The sequence below is a fragment of the Flavobacterium album genome, from assembly GCF_003096035.1.
GTDB lineage: Bacteria > Bacteroidota > Bacteroidia > Flavobacteriales > Flavobacteriaceae > Flavobacterium > Flavobacterium album.
Genome location: NZ_CP029186.1, coordinates 2,012,186 through 2,029,004 on the forward strand (window position 1 = coordinate 2,012,186; position 16,819 = coordinate 2,029,004).

Annotated in this window: 14 protein-coding genes and 1 tRNA gene; 7 read left to right on the forward strand and 8 right to left on the reverse strand. The window is 45.0% G+C overall.

Annotated features, from left to right (window positions below; genetic code table 11):
- Window positions 1-9: 9 nt before the first annotated feature.
- Window positions 10-765, forward strand: a complete 756-nt coding sequence (locus HYN59_RS08920; protein WP_245895517.1) for an LVIVD repeat-containing protein — start codon at window positions 10-12, stop codon at window positions 763-765.
- A 131-nt stretch (window positions 766-896) separates the two neighbouring features.
- Here HYN59_RS08920 and HYN59_RS08925 read toward each other — a convergent pair whose 3' ends face one another.
- The 6 genes from HYN59_RS08925 to HYN59_RS08950 form a co-directional block, all read right to left on the reverse strand.
- Window positions 897-2,810, reverse strand: coding sequence for a mucoidy inhibitor MuiA family protein (locus HYN59_RS08925; protein WP_181369408.1), 1,914 nt, complete (start codon window positions 2,808-2,810; stop codon window positions 897-899).
- An 84-nt stretch (window positions 2,811-2,894) separates the two neighbouring features.
- The gene (locus tag HYN59_RS08930) at window positions 2,895-3,719 is read right to left on the reverse strand and encodes a hypothetical protein (RefSeq protein WP_108777937.1); all 825 of its coding nucleotides are present in this window, start codon (window positions 3,717-3,719) and stop codon (window positions 2,895-2,897) included.
- A gap of 2 nt (window positions 3,720-3,721) precedes the next feature.
- Complete coding sequence (locus tag HYN59_RS08935; RefSeq protein ID WP_108777938.1) at window positions 3,722-4,291, reverse strand: hypothetical protein; 570 nt, start codon at window positions 4,289-4,291, stop codon at window positions 3,722-3,724.
- Window positions 4,292-4,468: 177 nt separating this feature from the next.
- Complete coding sequence (locus HYN59_RS08940; protein WP_108777939.1) at window positions 4,469-5,029, reverse strand: hypothetical protein; 561 nt, start codon at window positions 5,027-5,029, stop codon at window positions 4,469-4,471.
- A gap of 73 nt (window positions 5,030-5,102) precedes the next feature.
- The gene (locus HYN59_RS08945; protein WP_108777940.1) at window positions 5,103-5,837 is read right to left on the reverse strand and encodes a DUF72 domain-containing protein; all 735 of its coding nucleotides are present in this window, start codon (window positions 5,835-5,837) and stop codon (window positions 5,103-5,105) included.
- Window positions 5,834-6,565: a DNA-formamidopyrimidine glycosylase family protein gene (locus tag HYN59_RS08950; protein WP_108777941.1), complete on the reverse strand. Its 732-nt coding sequence runs from the start codon at window positions 6,563-6,565 to the stop codon at window positions 5,834-5,836. The genes HYN59_RS08945 and HYN59_RS08950 overlap by 4 nt, the downstream gene beginning before the upstream one ends.
- A gap of 77 nt (window positions 6,566-6,642) precedes the next feature.
- On the opposite strand from HYN59_RS08950, the gene HYN59_RS08955 reads away from it, so the two are divergent.
- The 5 genes from HYN59_RS08955 (at window position 6,643) to HYN59_RS08975 (ending at window position 14,056) form a co-directional block, all read left to right on the forward strand.
- The gene (locus HYN59_RS08955; protein WP_108777942.1) at window positions 6,643-7,218 is read left to right on the forward strand and encodes an ankyrin repeat domain-containing protein; all 576 of its coding nucleotides are present in this window, start codon (window positions 6,643-6,645) and stop codon (window positions 7,216-7,218) included.
- A 168-nt stretch (window positions 7,219-7,386) separates the two neighbouring features.
- Complete coding sequence (locus tag HYN59_RS08960; protein WP_108777943.1) at window positions 7,387-9,093, forward strand: T9SS type A sorting domain-containing protein; 1,707 nt, start codon at window positions 7,387-7,389, stop codon at window positions 9,091-9,093.
- 33 nt (window positions 9,094-9,126) lie between these two features.
- Window positions 9,127-11,448, forward strand: a complete 2,322-nt coding sequence (locus tag HYN59_RS08965; RefSeq protein WP_108777944.1) for a BspA family leucine-rich repeat surface protein — start codon at window positions 9,127-9,129, stop codon at window positions 11,446-11,448.
- An 86-nt stretch (window positions 11,449-11,534) separates the two neighbouring features.
- The gene (locus HYN59_RS08970) at window positions 11,535-13,082 is read left to right on the forward strand and encodes a glycosyltransferase family 39 protein (RefSeq protein ID WP_108777945.1); all 1,548 of its coding nucleotides are present in this window, start codon (window positions 11,535-11,537) and stop codon (window positions 13,080-13,082) included.
- An 89-nt stretch (window positions 13,083-13,171) separates the two neighbouring features.
- The gene (locus HYN59_RS08975) at window positions 13,172-14,056 is read left to right on the forward strand and encodes a DUF808 domain-containing protein (RefSeq protein ID WP_108777946.1); all 885 of its coding nucleotides are present in this window, start codon (window positions 13,172-13,174) and stop codon (window positions 14,054-14,056) included.
- Between the two features lie 68 nt (window positions 14,057-14,124).
- On the opposite strand, the gene HYN59_RS08980 is transcribed toward HYN59_RS08975, so the two are convergent.
- A complete protein-coding gene (locus HYN59_RS08980) occupies window positions 14,125-14,454 on the reverse strand; it encodes a hypothetical protein (RefSeq protein WP_108777947.1) in 330 nt (109 codons plus the stop codon).
- Window positions 14,455-14,552: 98 nt separating this feature from the next.
- A tRNA-Pro gene (locus HYN59_RS08985) sits at window positions 14,553-14,626 on the reverse strand.
- Between the two features lie 203 nt (window positions 14,627-14,829).
- Here HYN59_RS08985 and HYN59_RS08990 point away from each other — a divergent pair.
- Entirely contained in the window at window positions 14,830-16,791 is a 1,962-nt protein-coding gene (locus HYN59_RS08990; protein ID WP_108777948.1) for a heavy metal translocating P-type ATPase, read from the forward strand.
- Window positions 16,792-16,819: the final 28 nt, after the last annotated feature.

A 16,819-nucleotide genomic window follows, 5' to 3' on the forward strand; every position in this document is an offset into this window, starting at 1 on the left:
AGCAGCACCATGAAAAATAGTATACTATATTTTACAGCATTCCTTTTTATGCTCTTTAGCTGCTCGGGAGACGGTAGCAACGATAGGGTGAACAATAGCGGCCTGGAAAAAGGCGACGGCCTTGGCGGCTCACTGGCGGTATTTGCCCTTGTAGGGGATTATCTCTATACTGTTGACCATTCCAGCCTCAATGTGTTTGCAGTAGTAAACCAGTCAGATCCTGTTAAGGTAAATACTGTCGTTATAGGCAGCGGCGATATCGAAACACTTTTCGCACACGGAAACAACCTTTATATCGGTTCCCAGAATGGCATGTACATTTATTCGCTCGCCGACCCTGAAAATCCGGTACAGGTAACATCGGTGCAGCACTTTACGGCCTGCGACCCCGTGGAGGCCAATGATACGCACTCTTTCGTAACCCTGCATTCCAATACTTTTTGCGGCAATAACGTTAACCAGCTCCAGATCTATAATACTGCGGACCGGGCAAACCCAGTATTGGTAAGCAGCCGCGACCTGATCTATCCCAAAGGCCTGGGGCTTTACGGCAACTATCTTTTTGTGTGCGACGATACCATAAAGATTTTTGATGTAAGCAATCCTGCTAATCCTGTCCAGGCGCAAACCATCAATAAAGCTTGTTTCGATGTTATCATCAGGGGAGATGAGCTCTATGCCATTGGCGAAGGCGGGCTGTACCGCTATCAGCTTAATCCAACGGATATTACGCAGATAACCTATATGAGCGAAATCTCTCTTTAGTAACATAAAATGCAGAAAGCCGGTACAGTAATGCACCGGCTTTTTTTATGCTGTTTTATTGCAAAAAGCTGCCCCAATATGGAGCAGCCAAAACAAACCTATGAAACAACCTATTATTTTGCAAAACGGGCTTACATATTCACCCTCTTTTCTTTAGGATACCTCACTTCATAAGACAGTTGCTTTTTCACCGACTCTTTCGGTTTCATGTTGAGCTTCCAGGTGAGCAGGCCTTTTTTCTCATCATAGTCGGCACCGCCTGTTTTTACCTCTTCTACTTTTATCTCCTTGTTTTGCGATACCGGTATACGGTCCATCAGTACCAGTTCTATGTCAGTAGCTTTGTTATTGCGCACGGTGATTTCGTAGTTTTTAGAAATGATGCGCGTGCCGCCCAGGAACGACTTAGCTTTCAGGTCGTCTATCTGCTTGCGCTCCACGATAACGTTCGGGTCAACGCCAAGGGAGATAACAAGCTCTTCGGTAGTCTGTAGCGGGTCAAGGAATGTTTTCCCTGCAAAGCTGCCTTCAAAATAAATATTCGCTTCACCCGGCAGCAGGTCGAATTTTTCCCAGTCTTTTACCCTTACCGTAAGGAATACATTTTCATTTAGAAGCGGCGCGGTAAAATATTCATACGTGGCAGGCATATCAAACTGGTCGATGGTTATGACAGTAACTTCCTCTGTAGAAGCAATGGTGTAAGGTTTATCAATTTTGAATGTAACGTTGGTAACACCCATTTCTTTTGTAGCTCCGGTTGACACATTTAAGCCGGGAATCTGCCCTTCTAATGTGCTTATAAATGATGCATTCGGCCTTCCTTCTATCGTTTTTGATGTTACTGTAGTAGCGGCAACATCTGACCTTGACGTATTACGATATCCCTCAACCACAACTTCACTTAGTGTCTGCACATCATCTTCCATCGTTACATTCATCTGCTGTGCATATATCGGGAGTATCTGGGTTGTCATACCGACGAATGTAAATGCCAGGTTTTGTCCATTCCTTACAGTGAGAGAATAGTTCCCGTCAAAGTCCGTCTGGACACTATTGTTAGTGCCTTGCTCAACTACACTTACCCCGGGGATAGGCATGCCTGTTTGGTCTAAAACTACGCCCGTCACCTTTTTTACGGTAGGATTATATTTATACCCATAGCTTTTAGTGCTGGTTTGCTGGGCGCGATATTCCTGTATGAAGTTGAGGTACTGCGGCAACACTTCAGGCTTAATATTATTGATGTTCGGGTCGCCGGTAGAGAGAGTCACCTTTACATCGTTCCAGTCCTCGCCGGTATTCTGGTATACATGGGCTTTGTAAAAAATGCTCAGAGGCTGCCTGATGCCCTTCGTCTTGATGTCATAAATAGGGAACCAGCCCGCCTGCGACACATTGTATTTCGTGATAAGGTTGAGCGCTACCGGGGCAGGTGCATCTATCTTTACCAATATCTCGCCGCGCTGCTCGCGGCTTGCGCTGGTCAGCTTGCTGTATTCCTGCTGCAGGTCGCTTATTTCTTTATTTATTGCATTGCTTTTTATCGATGCGTCATAGATCTCCGTCTGTATCGCGGCATGTCTTTCACGGTAATATTGGGCGAAAGCCGTCACCTGCGCTACGGTAAGGCTTTGCTGCTCGCCTTTAAGGGCACGGTTCGATGTCAGCAATGTCTGTTCTTCGCGAAGGCCGGTAATTAGGTTTTGTAATACCGTGTAGCTCCTGCTCTTTTCGGTAAGCTGGGCTTCAATAAGGTTCATTTTGCCGGTATCTGCTTTTTTATCAATATAATTTACAGAATAGCTGATAGACAGGATAGAAGCATCTTTAAGGCCGCTTACCTGTATGCTGTTCTGGTCGATGAGCGGAGAGAGGCCGGTGAGGTAAACTTCCGATACGCCTTTCGGCAAATTGACCACCGCTTCGGATGTTACCTGTGCGCCGCTTCGGTATATTGTTACTTCTTTTATCGTCGATTTTGGCTTTACCTCGCCTGCAAACATCAGGGAAGGGAGCAATAGGAGTAATAGTATCCTTTTCATAGTATAGTTTGTTTTAAAAGGACACTTGTGCATCCTTACAACTATAGAGCAGCTTTTTTATGAAAAGGTTGGAAAGAGGAAAATTTATTTCCCTTTTTCAAGGCGGTGCAGCAGTTCCGGGAGGTCGGCATAAGGAGCGCTTTCCAAACTTTCCCAATATCTTGGGTGCGCTATCATGTATTTTACAGCCCGGACACTTTCCGTACCATTCGCAAGCAGCAATGCGTACGACCTTTCCGTAGCATCAGGATAATCGGTGGGGTCATAATACATCCAGACATTTACAAGTAGGTGCAGGTCGTTTTGTGTAAGCTTTTTACCTTTCAGTTTTTCCAGCGCGCGTGTCATTGCGGCTTTATTTTCTTTAGTGTCGGTCGACTCACCATAGGCTGCGTAATTTGAAAAAATGGCCCTGATGCCGTCAACAGGTTCAGTATATTCTTCCATTCCTTCACATCCTTCATCCCAGCATTCTTTGCAGGGCTGCATAATGTGCAGGTAGCTAACCTCATCCCATAGCGATACAAAAGTAAAATCCCAATCCCAGCCTTTGGCTTCCCATTTGGCGAGCCCTTTGGCCTTATCAGCCCATGTAAAGGTAAATTGCTGCTTGTCCGTTGTATCTTTCCATACGCAGTCGAATACTATAGTTTTACTGCCGGTAGCTTTCTTTATTTCAAACAGGTAATCTTCCTGCTGTCCGTATGCCAATAAATACCATGTGCCGCCCTCTTTGTAAAGTGTCAGCCGAAGGTTGCCGCCATCGCAGGTGTTGTATACCACCTGTCCGTCTTCCATTAAAGAAAGCTTTGTCCAGTCTGCGGGCAAAGAGGCAAGGTCCGCCTGTTTTTGGGATTGCGCCGTTAGTGTAGAAAGAATTGCAATTACAAGGAGTATAATTTTTTTCATTACTATTTGCAAAGGTTTTTTCCGTCTTTCACTACCGCAAGCGAATTCAGGCCATCGGTAAGAAGCTGCTTAATTGCCGATGCATTGTCCCCGGTAAACTGCGTGGAGGCCAAACCAAATATTTTATCACCCTCAACCACATTCAGGAAATGCTGCATTTCTACTTCTTTAGCGGTACCTTCAGGCATCTTGTAGCCCCAGTATATGGCTTTTCTGCCGTCTTTAAGTTTAATCACTTCCATTGTTGTCTGTAGTTCCTTTGTGAACTGGCCGCTAAGATATGCCGTCTCACCCGTTACAAAAGAAATAAGCACTTTCAGGTCGTCCGTACTGCCTGCTTTTTCCTCATGTTGTTTTTTATCAACCACAAGGTATTGAAGCACCTTGCCTCCAACTGTTATTATCTTCGCATGGTTGCTTTCTTTTACCTCGCCGGGAAGCGCTATTGCATAGTTTTTACCGCCTTCTTTTATCAGCCAGAATGTCTTGTCAGGGCTGCATTTAACAAGTTCCTGTGCCTGAAGGGCCATTGTCAGAAAGAGTGCCGACAGGCAGAGCGTTTTTTTTATCATGGGTTGGATTTTGGAATAAATATAGGAAAAAGATTTATCTTTGTTAAGTGCTCCGCAAAGTCTCTGACTTTGTGGAAGTGTTTAAAGGTCTCCGACCTTTCTTTTCCATGTCAGAGACATGATATCACTCCCACAAAGTCAGAGACTTTGCGGAACATACGGTAATTGAGTTTAATCTTATTTCTGCCCGCACAGGTCCTTTACACTCTTTACAGCTTTTACACTGCCTATGGTCTCTGTCAGGAAAGCCTCGATCTGTGCAATATCCTGCCCGGTAAATTTCGGTGCGCTCAGCCAGATGATCGCTTCACCAAGTACAATGGTAGCGTGCACCTGCTGTTCAACCATTTCCTCGGTGCCGTGCCAGTCATGGTGCCAAAGCAGGAAAGGTTTCCCCGAAGGGAGCTTGAGGATTTTATAAACGGGTTTCATTTTGTCTCCCAAAACCTTTTCTTCACCTTTAATAAACCGTGTAAGAACTGCCGCATCATTGCTGCCGCCTCCTTTTTTGAGGTAAGCAGATTTATCCAGCAGGTTGTAGTGCAATGCCATTTCCTCCACATTCATGAGTTCCGGTACATCGCCGGGGGCCACATCGCCGTGCAGGTGTATGGTGAAAATTTTGCCTTTGCTTTTAATTACCCAATACGAACTTTTGTCCTCACACTTCACAAGATTTTTTGTTTGCGCCGTGAGGGCGAAAGGGATCAGGGCCAAAAGTAAATAAAGGCGTTTCATACATTTGGTTATTAGTTGTACCAAATATAGTAAACTTTATTTGCAGGTAATTATTGTAAATTAAGGGCAGTGGCTATAGCTGATCGGAAGCCAGGTTTTTAAAATGCAGCGCATTGATTATAGCCGCTTCACTTGCCGTATTATTAAAGTATACGAATGCCTCTTCAAAATGTTTAGACAGTATTTCTTTATACAGGTCACCCAGGTCCTCATCACTGTATTGCGAATAGAATAAAGTTGGATTACCATGCATCCTGATGTAACCGGTAGGGCTTGTAACGATAACATCCGTTGGGAGCCTTGGGTAATTAGGGCTGCAGAAGGTGATGCCTTTTTCGGCTAATGCATCAAAAACATCCTGCCGCCACCAGCTTTCATTTCGGAACTCGGCTACGTTTTTAAAAGACGGGTCAAGGGAATTGATGATAAGCGAAAGCCTTTCTTCACTATAGCTGAATGATGGCGGCATCTGGAACAGCACACAGGCCAGCTTATCAGCCAGGCCTTCACGGCAGGTGGCATAGAAGTCGGCTATCTCCTGTTCGCAGTTATTGAATTTCTTATAATGGGTAATGCCTTTATAAGCTTTAGCTGAAAAAAGAAAACCTTCCGGAGTTTTGTTATACCAGTTCTGCAGGATCCTCACGGTTGGTAACTTATAGAAAGTTGAGTTCAGCTCATAGGTGTTGAAGTACTTGCAATAGTGCTGGAACCACCTGCTTTTCGGGATGTCTTGTGGGTAGAACAGTTCTTTCCAGCAGGCTGTATTGTAGCTCGAACAGCCTAAAATGATATTTTCCTTTTTCATACATACAGCTTTTGGCAATTGGTACAAAAGAAGCTGCGGCGTTTCTTTACACCGGTATGCTCCTTAACAAACGGCAGGTTGCAGCGCAGGCAGGTTTTTTTAGTATGGGCCAGCCAGTGTTTTTTAAGCTCATATTTTTTCTTCCATTCCAGGAACTGGAAGCTGTAGTGGCGTGCTTCCTCAATAAGTTCGTTCATTTTTTTTGGCGGGATACTGCCAACCAATGATTTCGGATGTACCCGCACCCGGTACAGCACCTCATTCTTGATGATGTTCCCCACGCCCGAAAAAATGTCCTGCTCCAGCAAGGCATCGCACACCAGCTTATCGGGCACCTCCTTTAGCTTGGCTTTTGCTTTTTTAGCATCCCATGCATCGTTCATCACATCGCCGGCCCAGTCGTAATAATCATTCACATCGCCTTCCAGTACTTTTACCGCCGCGGTATAAAAGTTGAGCTCACCGGTTTTAAATACCAGCCCCAGCCGCAGCTTCGCGTCCTTGCGCTCATTAACCCGGTAGGTGCCAAACATCAGGAAGTGGACACGAAGGGTAAACCCGTCGAAGCACAGCAGCAGGTGCTTGCCCCATGTACGTATCGCTTCGAGCTTTTTCCCCTCGATGCGGGACATATCGATTTTAGCATTACCATCGGCGGAAATAACGGTTTGCCCCTCAAACAGGAGGGCTTCTTCACGGGCAATTACAAGGCTTGGTCCTTCGGGCATGGCATTTAATTTACTTAAAGTTACATCAGGGAAATGAGATTACGATTATCTTTACATATCTTTTAACAGCCAATTATATGAAAAGAATAAGCGATAAGAAAAAGCAGGAAATGGGCGAACTGCTTAAAAACCAAAATCTTCTCCCTGTTAATAATAACGATTTGTTCCGGTTTATGAAGGAAAAGGAAGTGTTCGAGGCGTTGCTTGCCAATGGCGCCGACCCTGATTATACCGATTCGTATTTTAAATTCCCTATCCTGTCATTGGCGTACAGCCATGGGTATTATCCGGCTTTCAAGCTGCTTTTGGAATATGGTGCCCACCCTAATGTACCTTCCACTATAACTGCAGAAAAAACCGACCTGCTGTTTGATCTTTTCTTCTCCTACGTGAAGAATAAAAAATATGTGGATGTGCTGGCCAAACACAAGGTCAATTTCAATGTAATCCTACCCGATACAGGCGAGACACTGCTGGAATGGATGCTCCGGTATTCTCCTCTCGCAACAGATGCCATAAAAACAATATTGGAAAACGGAGGCGACCCAAACCTGCCTAATAAGGATGGGAAAACAGTATTTGACCTTGCTAATAATGGCGAAATAAGGATAATAGATTCATTGATGCCATTGTTAGATCAGCTCAGAAAATAAGTTGACTTTAAAAAAGCACCGAAAAATTGCTGTTACCGACTAAATAATTACTGGATTATTTAGACTATAGTATTTGATTATAAGAACTTGCGGAATTTACATAGCCAAGGGTAGGGAAAATAGCCGTAGAAATGTTATTAGTACAATAACATAACCTGACCTTACCGAATGACTACAGCTTTTACGCCACTCAGGATAGCCGTACTGGCCACCCTGATTTTTATTGTTTGCCCTGCTTACAGCCAAAAGGAACTTTGGGGCTACAGGGCAGTGACCGATAATAAAGAAATCGTAAAGGTGCCGCTTGATGGTACCAGCACCGATGTGGAAGTAATGCATGATTTTGACCCAACAGGCATCCTGGGCAGTACCCCATTCGGCACGCTGCTCCAGGCTTCTAACGGGAAGCTATATGGTGTCGCGGCATCACCCGGCGGGCAGAATATTCCCAATGGTGTAATTTTCGAATATGATCCCGTGCTGCTGCAATACCGTATGCTTGACAATGCTATAGTGAGCGGGCCGGTTTCGGGGCTTATAGAGCCATTGCCGGGCTGGCTGTACGGGACTACGAACAATGGGACTTCTATTTTTAAATATAATATCGAGACAGAACAGGCCAGTATCGTTGCTACGATCCCTCCCTTCAATTACCAGATGGGCCTGAGCCAGCCCCATTTTAATGGCGAGCTGATGAAGGCTTCCGACGGCAATCTGTACATAACCACAAGCATGGCGCCATCCATCCAGAACGTCCCGTATCCTGGTGGTATCTATCGCCTTAACCTTGCCAACGGCCAGCTTACCAAGGTATTTGTTTTTGGGTGGGAGGGTTCCGATGTTAGGGATCCGGTATATGGCACTAAACTCGTGGAAGGCGCTCCGGGCAAATTATACGGTACGTCATTAGGTGGTTCCCATGTTGGCCCACAGGGTGTCGCTCCCGGGGGCAGCGGGACTGTTTTTGAATATACCATTGCTACGGGTACTATAGTTAAAAAATTTGATTTCGATTATAATGTCAACGGCAGCAGCCCCAGCCCGATAATCAAAGATGGTGATAAGCTTTACGGCGTGCTGCCGGGGTTCCAGAACGACAGCCAGAACTATCCTAATCCCCGCGGGTCATTATTCGAATATGACCTTTCCTCAGAAACAATGACGCTACTTTACAGCTTTACCCAGGCTGACGATCAAATGAGAAGCCCGAATGGCATGGTGCTGAAAGCATCGAACGGGAAGTTTTATGTTGGCGCCCTCTTTGGCAACTATGAGATTGACCTTGCGGCCGGTATTGTAGTAAAGAAAGTAACTGACGGCGCTGCTTATGGCTATCAGCCATTGATAGAGCTATGCAGCAAGCCATCCTACCGGTCATTTGATGTTTCTTCTTTTACGGTGTGTGAAGGTGAGCCATTTTCATTCGATCTGCAAAATACCAATGCGGCAAATTATGTATGGAAAAGAGGGTCGGCTACAGTGCCGTCGCAAACTACGGGTGTGCTGAGTTTCGACAGTGTTACCGTTGCCAATACAGGTATTTACACCTGCACCATGACCAACGAATGCGGCACTACGGTAACCATGCCCTTGCAGCTTAATGTTGAGGTGTGCATGGGATTGGATGAGATGAATGTGCTTAAAGGCATCAGGCTCTACCCGAACCCGGCAAATAACATCCTGAATGTAAAGCTGCCGGACAACCCAAATTTCGAAGTGCAAAAATTTTCCATCATCAATATGCTGGGGCAAACCGTTTATTCAGGAGCGTATAATAAGGATAGTATTGATATCAGTTCTTTTGGATCAGGGCTTTACCAAATTATAGTATCTACAGATAAAGGCGACTGGAATGGCAAATTCGTAAAAGAATAACAGCTGCATTTTCAAAAAATACCACCACCAACTATGAAATTAAAACTACTTCTGCTTTCGGTATTCTTATACTCATCAGCAGGCTTTGCGCAATTCATTACCGAATGGAATACAGGCGGCTTTACTTCGATAACGGTACCCACCACCGGCGGCGGCTATAACTATACCGCTACGATTGCTCTGCTCAATAACCCATCGGCTATCATTACTACGCTGACAGGGCAAACGGGTAGCGCCGTATTTTCGAACCTGGCTCCCAATACCGCTTACCAGATAAAAATTACGGGCAATTTCCCTCGGATTTATTTTAATAACGGTAGTGAAAGGCTAAAAATAAGGAATGTGGCCCAGTGGGGCAATATTGCATGGACAAGCTTTAATAAGGCCTTTTTCGGTTGTGCCCAGCTAACTATTACGGCAACCGATGTGCCGGTGCTTTCAGGCTTGACGAACATGGCAGGGATGTTCCAGTTTTGTACCGCTTTAAACGGACCGGCCAATATAGGAAGCTGGAATACCGCTACCGTAACCGATATGAGCGATATGTTCAACAATGCTACTTCTTTTAACCAAAATATTAGTGGCTGGAATACAGCTTTAGTCACCACAATGACCAATATGTTTGCCGGTGCGTCCTCTTTTAACCAAAATATCAGTAGTTGGAATACAGGCGCAGTTACTACGATGTACTATATGTTTGGAGGCGCCACTGCTTTTAACGGTGCCATTGGCAGCTGGGATACCTCGTCGGTTACCAATATGAATTCCATGTTCCAGGGAGCGACGGCTTTTAACCAGAATATCGGTGCCTGGAATACCGCACAGGTAACAGATATGGGCAACATGTTTTACGGTGCCGCTGCCTTTAACCAAAATATAAACGGATGGGATACCGGCGCTGTCACTACGATGGATAGTATGTTCCGCAATGCGGCTACTTTTAATCAGCCTCTTGGCAACTGGGATACATCCTCTGTTACCAATATGAGCAGTATGTTCATGAATACTGCTGCCTTTAACCAGGATATTGGCAGCTGGGATACCGGCAATGTAGAGGTTATGGCCCATATCTTTGAGCAGGCGAGTTCCTTTAATGGGGATATAAGCAATTGGGACGTATCTTCCGTATGGAATATGCTGTCGATGTTCCAGGGTGCTACATCCTTTAACCGGGATATAAGCGGCTGGGATGTATCGGCTGGTACATCTATGGAAGCCATATTCAAAGGTGCAACATCCTTTAACCAGAATATGGCGGGCTGGGCCGATAACCTTGGCCCTAATGCCGTACTCAACAGTTTTTTCGGCGGGATATTCGATAACTGCGGCATGAGCGTGGCCAATTATGATGCAACACTTGCAGGCTTTAGCGAAAGCGCACCGAACGGGCTTTCACTTGGTGCATTGGGACTTTATTATTGTAATGATGGCGCTGCTGCACGTGCTATACTCACAATGCCCGTAGCAAGCGGTGGTAAAGGGTGGACGATATCCGGCGATACCAATCTGGCAACATCAACACCCATACTGGCGCCTAACGCAAGCAACATTACGCTAATGGCTACCGAATGCAACCATAACTGGGCCAACCCCACTAACAGGGCACGGAAGATGCTGGTTGTTAATGAAAATGGTAACGCTTTCTCACCCTCATCGGTGGTGATAAACAACAATAGCATCGGGGCTTTACCGGCAGGTGTGGCATCGGCAAATAATTATTACCAAAAAAGCAGCGGTGCCAATACAATAAGGGTTGGCAACCGGATGGCCTCGATAACCGACACTGCTGATTATAATGAAAATGGCGGGATTTTGGTAAGGGTTTATTATTCCGCTGCAGAATATACCAACATGCTCATTACCCCGCCGCCTGCAGGCGATATTATAGATGCAGGATGGTTTTTATCCGGCAACCCTGCCGCATCGGGTGTTGTAGGCACTATGGCAACAGAAACCTATATGCTGCCCGGCGCCGAAAAGATCATCCCTGTCAATTCGGGCTCAGAGAATGGTTATGCCTTTGTTGAATTTAAGCTCATCAAACCCGGGACTATAGGGCTCTATGCCAAAACAACTGAGGGTACGCTATCCGAAGTGTTGTCTAACGCTGATTTCCAAAAAAAGCCGGATGTGCTTTTGTACCCCAACCCTGTAAGCGCTATACTGAATATTGCATTGCCTGAAGGGCAATTGGCGGCCATACAAAAAATTGCTATTACCAACATGCTTGGCCAAATAGTTTATGAGGGCGGCCAAAACATGAGCATAGATGTTTCCCAGTTCAGCAATGGCATATACCAGCTGCATTTGGCGGTCGAAGGGGGCAGCCTTACCGCAAGGTTTATAAAAGAGTAACGCCCTGTTTTCACTTTTTTCGACTTGCATACTACATCCTGTCAGTTAATTGGCTTTATTTGTAGTATGTAATCTAAACCTGTGGTATGGAAACAGTGGGCAACAAGGTGTCCTGCAATAAAAGAAAATTGGTACTTACCTTTTTCGTCCTGGCAAAATTGCTATTACAATTTATTATAGCCAACCCCTATTACGACCTGCATCGTGATGAATATCTTCATCTTGACCAGGGAAAGCATTTAGCCTGGGGCTACCTGTCCGTGCCTCCTGTCACGTCGTGGATATCATACATAATAGGGCTTTTTGGAGAACCGGAATTGCTGGTGAAGTTTTTTCCTGCCTTGTTTGGTGCCCTTACCATTGTAGTGGTATGGAAGACCATCGAAGAATTAAAGGGAAACCTGTTTGCCCTGACGCTTGGCGCAGCCTGCATACTGTTTTCGGCACTCTTACGGCTGAATTTCCTTTATCAGCCCAATTCCCCGGATGTATTGTGCTGGGTGGCTTTTTATTATTTCTCCATTCGGTATATAAATACAGGCAGGCAAAAATGGCTATTGTTTTGTTCGGTAATATTTGCGTTAGGATTCCTGAACAAGTATAATATCGTTTTTTTGGCCATGGGGCTGCTGCCGGCAGTCCTTATTACAAAACAGCGGGAAATATTCACCAGGCGCAGCTTTTATATCGCGGTACTTCTTGCTTTTTTAATGATCCTGCCCAATTTGCTTTGGCAGTACAACAATGGTTTCCCTGTATTTTATCATCTGCGCCAGCTTGCCGATACACAATTGGCGAATGTCAGCCGGGGTCAGTTCCTTAAAGAGCAGGTAATTTATTTTATCGGATCGCTTCCGGTCATTGCAACATCGCTTTATGCTTTATTATTTTACCGGCCATTTAGGAAATACATACTGTTTTTTTGGTCGTTCCTGTCTACTCTCACCATCTTCCTTGTTTTTAAGGCCAAAGGATATTATGCCATCGGGCTTTATCCCGTATATATAGCATTTGGAGCCGTTTTTTTAGAAAAAGCTTTGAATTCAGGGATAAAAAGGTATTTCAGGCTTGTATTGATAGCCATCCCTGTGGTGTTAAGCATTTTAATAGCCAACTTCATTATGATTGAAGACCCGGAAGCAGTATTTAAAAACAGGGACGCTTACCGCGAATTGGGCATGCTGCGGTGGGAGGACGGCAAAGAGCATGAGCTGCCACAGGATTATGCCGATATGCTGGGATGGAAAGAACTCGCGACTAAGGTAGATGCAGCATACGGCAGTTTTCCGGCAACTAGCCATACCCTTGTGCTGTGCGACAATTACGGACAGGCCGGCGCCATCAATTATTACAGCAGGAACAGGAATATAAATGCTGTGTCGTTTAATGCCGACTACATTAACTGGTTTGGGCTTGACAGGCCTGTTGATAATGTGATACGTGTAAAAGAATGCAATAACAGTTCGGGTGAATTGGCCGAAACAAGCCCGTTTTTTGATGCTGCATACAAAGCAGATTCTGTTACCAACCGTTATGCTAGGGAATATCGGACCACGATCTTTGTTTTCACCGGGCCAAAAATTGATATCAATAAACGATTAAAGGCAGAAATTGAAGAGGAAAAATGGCATTGATCCCATATAGGCGAAAATAATGATAAACTTTTGCAAAGGCTTGCCTGTTTAGCCCCTTTCTCATTATTTTTACAGCCTAAACAATCTTTATGGCTTCAGGTTTTTTTGCGATCTTGGATGATATAGCGGCATTGATGGACGACGTTGCGATGAGCAGCAAGATCGCTACACAAAAAACGGCAGGTATCCTGGGTGACGACCTTGCAGTAAATGCGGAAAAAGCAACAGGTTTCCTTGCTTCGAGGGAATTGCCCGTACTGTGGGCCATTACCAAAGGTTCACTGCTTAATAAAGCGATTATCCTGCCTGTTGTTTTCCTGTTGAGTTATTTTGTACCGGTTGCGATTACCTATATCCTGATCCTGGGAGGCTTTTACCTGGCGTATGAAGGTGTGGAGAAGATCGTGGAATTCCTTTTTCACCGCAAGCATCACAAAGAAGCGGCAGCTGATGTTGCCCTGGAATCTGCTGTGGTACAGGAAGAATCGCTTGAAGAAGAAAAAACAAAGGTCAGGTCAGCCATTACGACCGATTTTATACTCTCCGTAGAAATAGTGATTATTGCCCTGAGCACCGTTCGGGATAAGGATCTCACTACACAGATCATAACGGTTTCTATCGTAGCCATATTGGCCACAATAGGTGTTTACGGGATAGTGGCGCTTATTGTACGTATGGACGATGCAGGGTATAACCTGATGAGGCGAAGCAATAATAAGGGGTTCATATCTAAAGTCGGGCAGCTGTTGGTTTACCTGCTGCCCCTTGTAATAAAGTTTTTGGCTGTTGTAGGTACAATTGCCTTACTATTGGTATCGGGAGGGATATTTGTACACAATATCGATTACTTCCATCACCTCTTGCCTGAGCTGCCCGATATGCTAAAAGAATTTACCATAGGCCTTGTTGCGGGTATAGCTGCTGTTATTGTAATTACGGGGGTGAAGAAAGTTGTGGGGGTATTCAGGAAATAGGTGTTAAGTAATGAACCAGGTATTGCGTGCTACATACCAGGCGTAATTATACCTGTTTTTCTAAATCGTTACCACGTAAATCTTGAATATTCTACCCTATTGGCATCCATAAATTTTCCAAATTTGGTAAATGCATCGTAAACCGAAAATTGTTCCCTGATCGCTTCAAGCAGGGCAATGCGGCTATTACCCAAAATCCCGAATGCGGTATACAGCTTTGCAAATTCACCCGGCTGTATGGTGTAGCAGTATTCGTAGTCGTCGTTGCCTTTCAGCTCTTCCACCAGCGCGCCAAAGTCATAGCCATCAAACCGCAGCAACCCTTCTTTATCAAAATACATTTTTATCGATATGGTTATACCGGGCCGTTTTTCGTAGTAGAGGCTTACTTCTTCCAAAGGGTATGATTTATGTAAATATAAGGTTTGTTGTTTTATTGAAGCATTATAGTATTGGAATAAAAAAATCCCTCCTGTTGTGCAGGAAGGATCTGTTGTCGGGATGACTGGATTCGAACCAGCGACCCCTGGCACCCCATGCCAGTACGCTACCAGGCTGCGCTACATCCCGAATGGTTGGAAAGAAAATACCTGCAAATATATCGACTTGGCTAAAAAATAAAATACAGGATCCTATTTTCCGGATGGTACAGTGATATTCTAAATTCCGGCTTTGTCTGAATTAACAATTTTTTGCAATATGATTGTGATTATACTTTTTACTTTATATAATAAGAAGACGTAACTTTAAACAGATTAACTGTAAAGCATACTATGGATACAGAAGAACACAACCACGGAAACGTTCCGGGTAAAGAGCACGGAGCTCATGACCACGATCACGATCACAGCGTTTTGGATACCGCCGGGCACACGGAAAATGAAAGCTGGGTAAGCCACTGGCCGCTGTTTACTGCTTTTGTCATACTTTTTGTGATGCTTACCCTGGAATACGGATTTGATTATAAGCCGCCATTCCCGTTTGATCTTGCTATTTTCTCCGTAGCGTTCTTACTTGCCGGGTATAATGTTTTGTTTATGGCATGGAAAAAAGCAAGGCGTTTTGATTTCTTCAACGAATTTTTCCTGATGAGCACAGCAACAATAGGCGCCTTCAGCATCGGTTCTTATAGCGAAGGCGTAGCAGTGATGGTTTTTTATTCGATAGGCGAGTGGTTCCAGGATGCTGCGGTGGACAGGGCTAAAAGAAGCATTAAGGCCTTACTGGATATCAGGCCCGATAAGGTTACCGTCATAAGGGACGGGCAGGATATCATTACCGATCCTAAGGAAATAAATATCGATGAGGTTATACGGGTTAAGGCAGGTGAAAAAGTAGCGCTGGATGGAGTGCTCGTCTCTGATGCCGGGACTTTTAATACTGCAGCGCTTACCGGCGAGAGTGTGCCCGATACGAAGCGAAAAGGCGAGGCGGTTTTTGCAGGCATGATCAATCTGGATAAGGTTTCCGAAATACAGGTAACATCACTCTTCAGGGACAGTAAGCTCAGCAGGATATTGGAGATGGTGCAGGACGCTACTGCGCGAAAGTCGCAAACGCAGCTTTTCATAAGCCGTTTTGCCAGGATCTACACACCCATAGTATTTGCCCTGGCCTTGCTGGTTTGTTTCGTCCCGTATTTTTTCAGTGATTCCTATGATTTTCATCAATGGTTCTACCGGGCGTTGGTATTCCTGGTCATAAGCTGCCCATGTGCACTGGTAGTCTCTATTCCGTTGGGCTATTTTGGCGGCATTGGCCTTGCTTCAAGGAACGGTATCCTTTTTAAAGGTTCTAATTTTTTAGATGTAATGACCGATGTTACGGTAGTTGTTATGGACAAAACCGGAACACTTACCAAAGGTGTCTTTAAGGTGCAGGACGTTATAGCCGCTGAAGGAACAGATAAAGCGGAACTCGTTAAGCATGCCGCTGCTCTCGAAATGAATTCGACGCATCCTATTGCAAAAGCTGTGGTAAGCTATGCAGGTGCATCGGCATCGAAAGCGGAGAGCGTTGAAGAAATTTCCGGGCACGGCATGACAGGTAAAGTAGAAGGTAAAAATATCCATGCCGGAAATTCAAAGCTTCTGAAAAAATACAATATTCCTTATCCTGAGGAAGTAGACAGCCTTGTTGAAACTATAGTTGTGGTAGCTATTGACGGAAAATATGCAGGTTACATAACGATTGCAGATGAAATAAAAGAAGATGCGGCGGATGCTATCGGGCAAATGCACAGCCTTGGCATAAAAACCGTAATGTTATCCGGAGATAAGCAGGCCGTAGTAGATAAGGTTGCTAAAAAACTGGGTATCGATACCGCTTACGGCAACCTGCTACCGGAAGGAAAAGTGGACAAGGTACAGGCGCTTAAAGATGCAGGCAACCATATTGCTTTTGTGGGCGATGGTGTAAATGATGCGCCCGTGGTGGCATTAGCAGATGCCGGTATAGCAATGGGAGGCCTGGGAAGCGATGCAACCATTGAGACAGCTGATATCGTAATTCAAAACGACCAACCTTCCACGATCATAGCTGCGATCAAAGTAGGCAGGATCACAAAACGCGTGGTATGGCAAAATATAACCATAGCTATGGTGGTAAAGGTAATCGTGTTAGCGCTTGGTGCAGGCGGTGTTGCCAATCTTTGGGAGGCTGTTGTTGCTGACGTGGGAGTAGCGCTCCTGGCCATACTGAATGCGGTGAGGATACAGAAAATGAAATTAAAATAAGCAATTACCGCACGGCCATGCATGTAAT

What these genes read in the sequence shown, in the direction of transcription:
- HYN59_RS08965 (WP_108777944.1), top strand. Translation starts at nt 9,127, where the DNA reads ATGAAATTAAAACTACTTCTGCTTTCGGTATTCTTATACTCATCAGCA.
- HYN59_RS08930 (WP_108777937.1), bottom strand. Translation starts at nt 3,719, where the DNA reads ATGAAAAAAATTATACTCCTTGTAATTGCAATTCTTTCTACACTAACG.
- HYN59_RS08925 (WP_181369408.1), bottom strand. Translation starts at nt 2,810, where the DNA reads ATGAAAAGGATACTATTACTCCTATTGCTCCCTTCCCTGATGTTTGCA.
- HYN59_RS08935 (WP_108777938.1), bottom strand. Translation starts at nt 4,291, where the DNA reads ATGATAAAAAAAACGCTCTGCCTGTCGGCACTCTTTCTGACAATGGCC.
- HYN59_RS08970 (WP_108777945.1), top strand. Translation starts at nt 11,535, where the DNA reads ATGGAAACAGTGGGCAACAAGGTGTCCTGCAATAAAAGAAAATTGGTA.
- HYN59_RS08920 (WP_245895517.1), top strand. Translation starts at nt 10, where the DNA reads ATGAAAAATAGTATACTATATTTTACAGCATTCCTTTTTATGCTCTTT.
- HYN59_RS08975 (WP_108777946.1), top strand. Translation starts at nt 13,172, where the DNA reads ATGGCTTCAGGTTTTTTTGCGATCTTGGATGATATAGCGGCATTGATG.
- HYN59_RS08950 (WP_108777941.1), bottom strand. Translation starts at nt 6,565, where the DNA reads ATGCCCGAAGGACCAAGCCTTGTAATTGCCCGTGAAGAAGCCCTCCTG.
- HYN59_RS08940 (WP_108777939.1), bottom strand. Translation starts at nt 5,029, where the DNA reads ATGAAACGCCTTTATTTACTTTTGGCCCTGATCCCTTTCGCCCTCACG.
- HYN59_RS08960 (WP_108777943.1), top strand. Translation starts at nt 7,387, where the DNA reads ATGACTACAGCTTTTACGCCACTCAGGATAGCCGTACTGGCCACCCTG.
- HYN59_RS08945 (WP_108777940.1), bottom strand. Translation starts at nt 5,837, where the DNA reads ATGAAAAAGGAAAATATCATTTTAGGCTGTTCGAGCTACAATACAGCC.
- HYN59_RS08990 (WP_108777948.1), top strand. Translation starts at nt 14,830, where the DNA reads ATGGATACAGAAGAACACAACCACGGAAACGTTCCGGGTAAAGAGCAC.
- HYN59_RS08955 (WP_108777942.1), top strand. Translation starts at nt 6,643, where the DNA reads ATGAAAAGAATAAGCGATAAGAAAAAGCAGGAAATGGGCGAACTGCTT.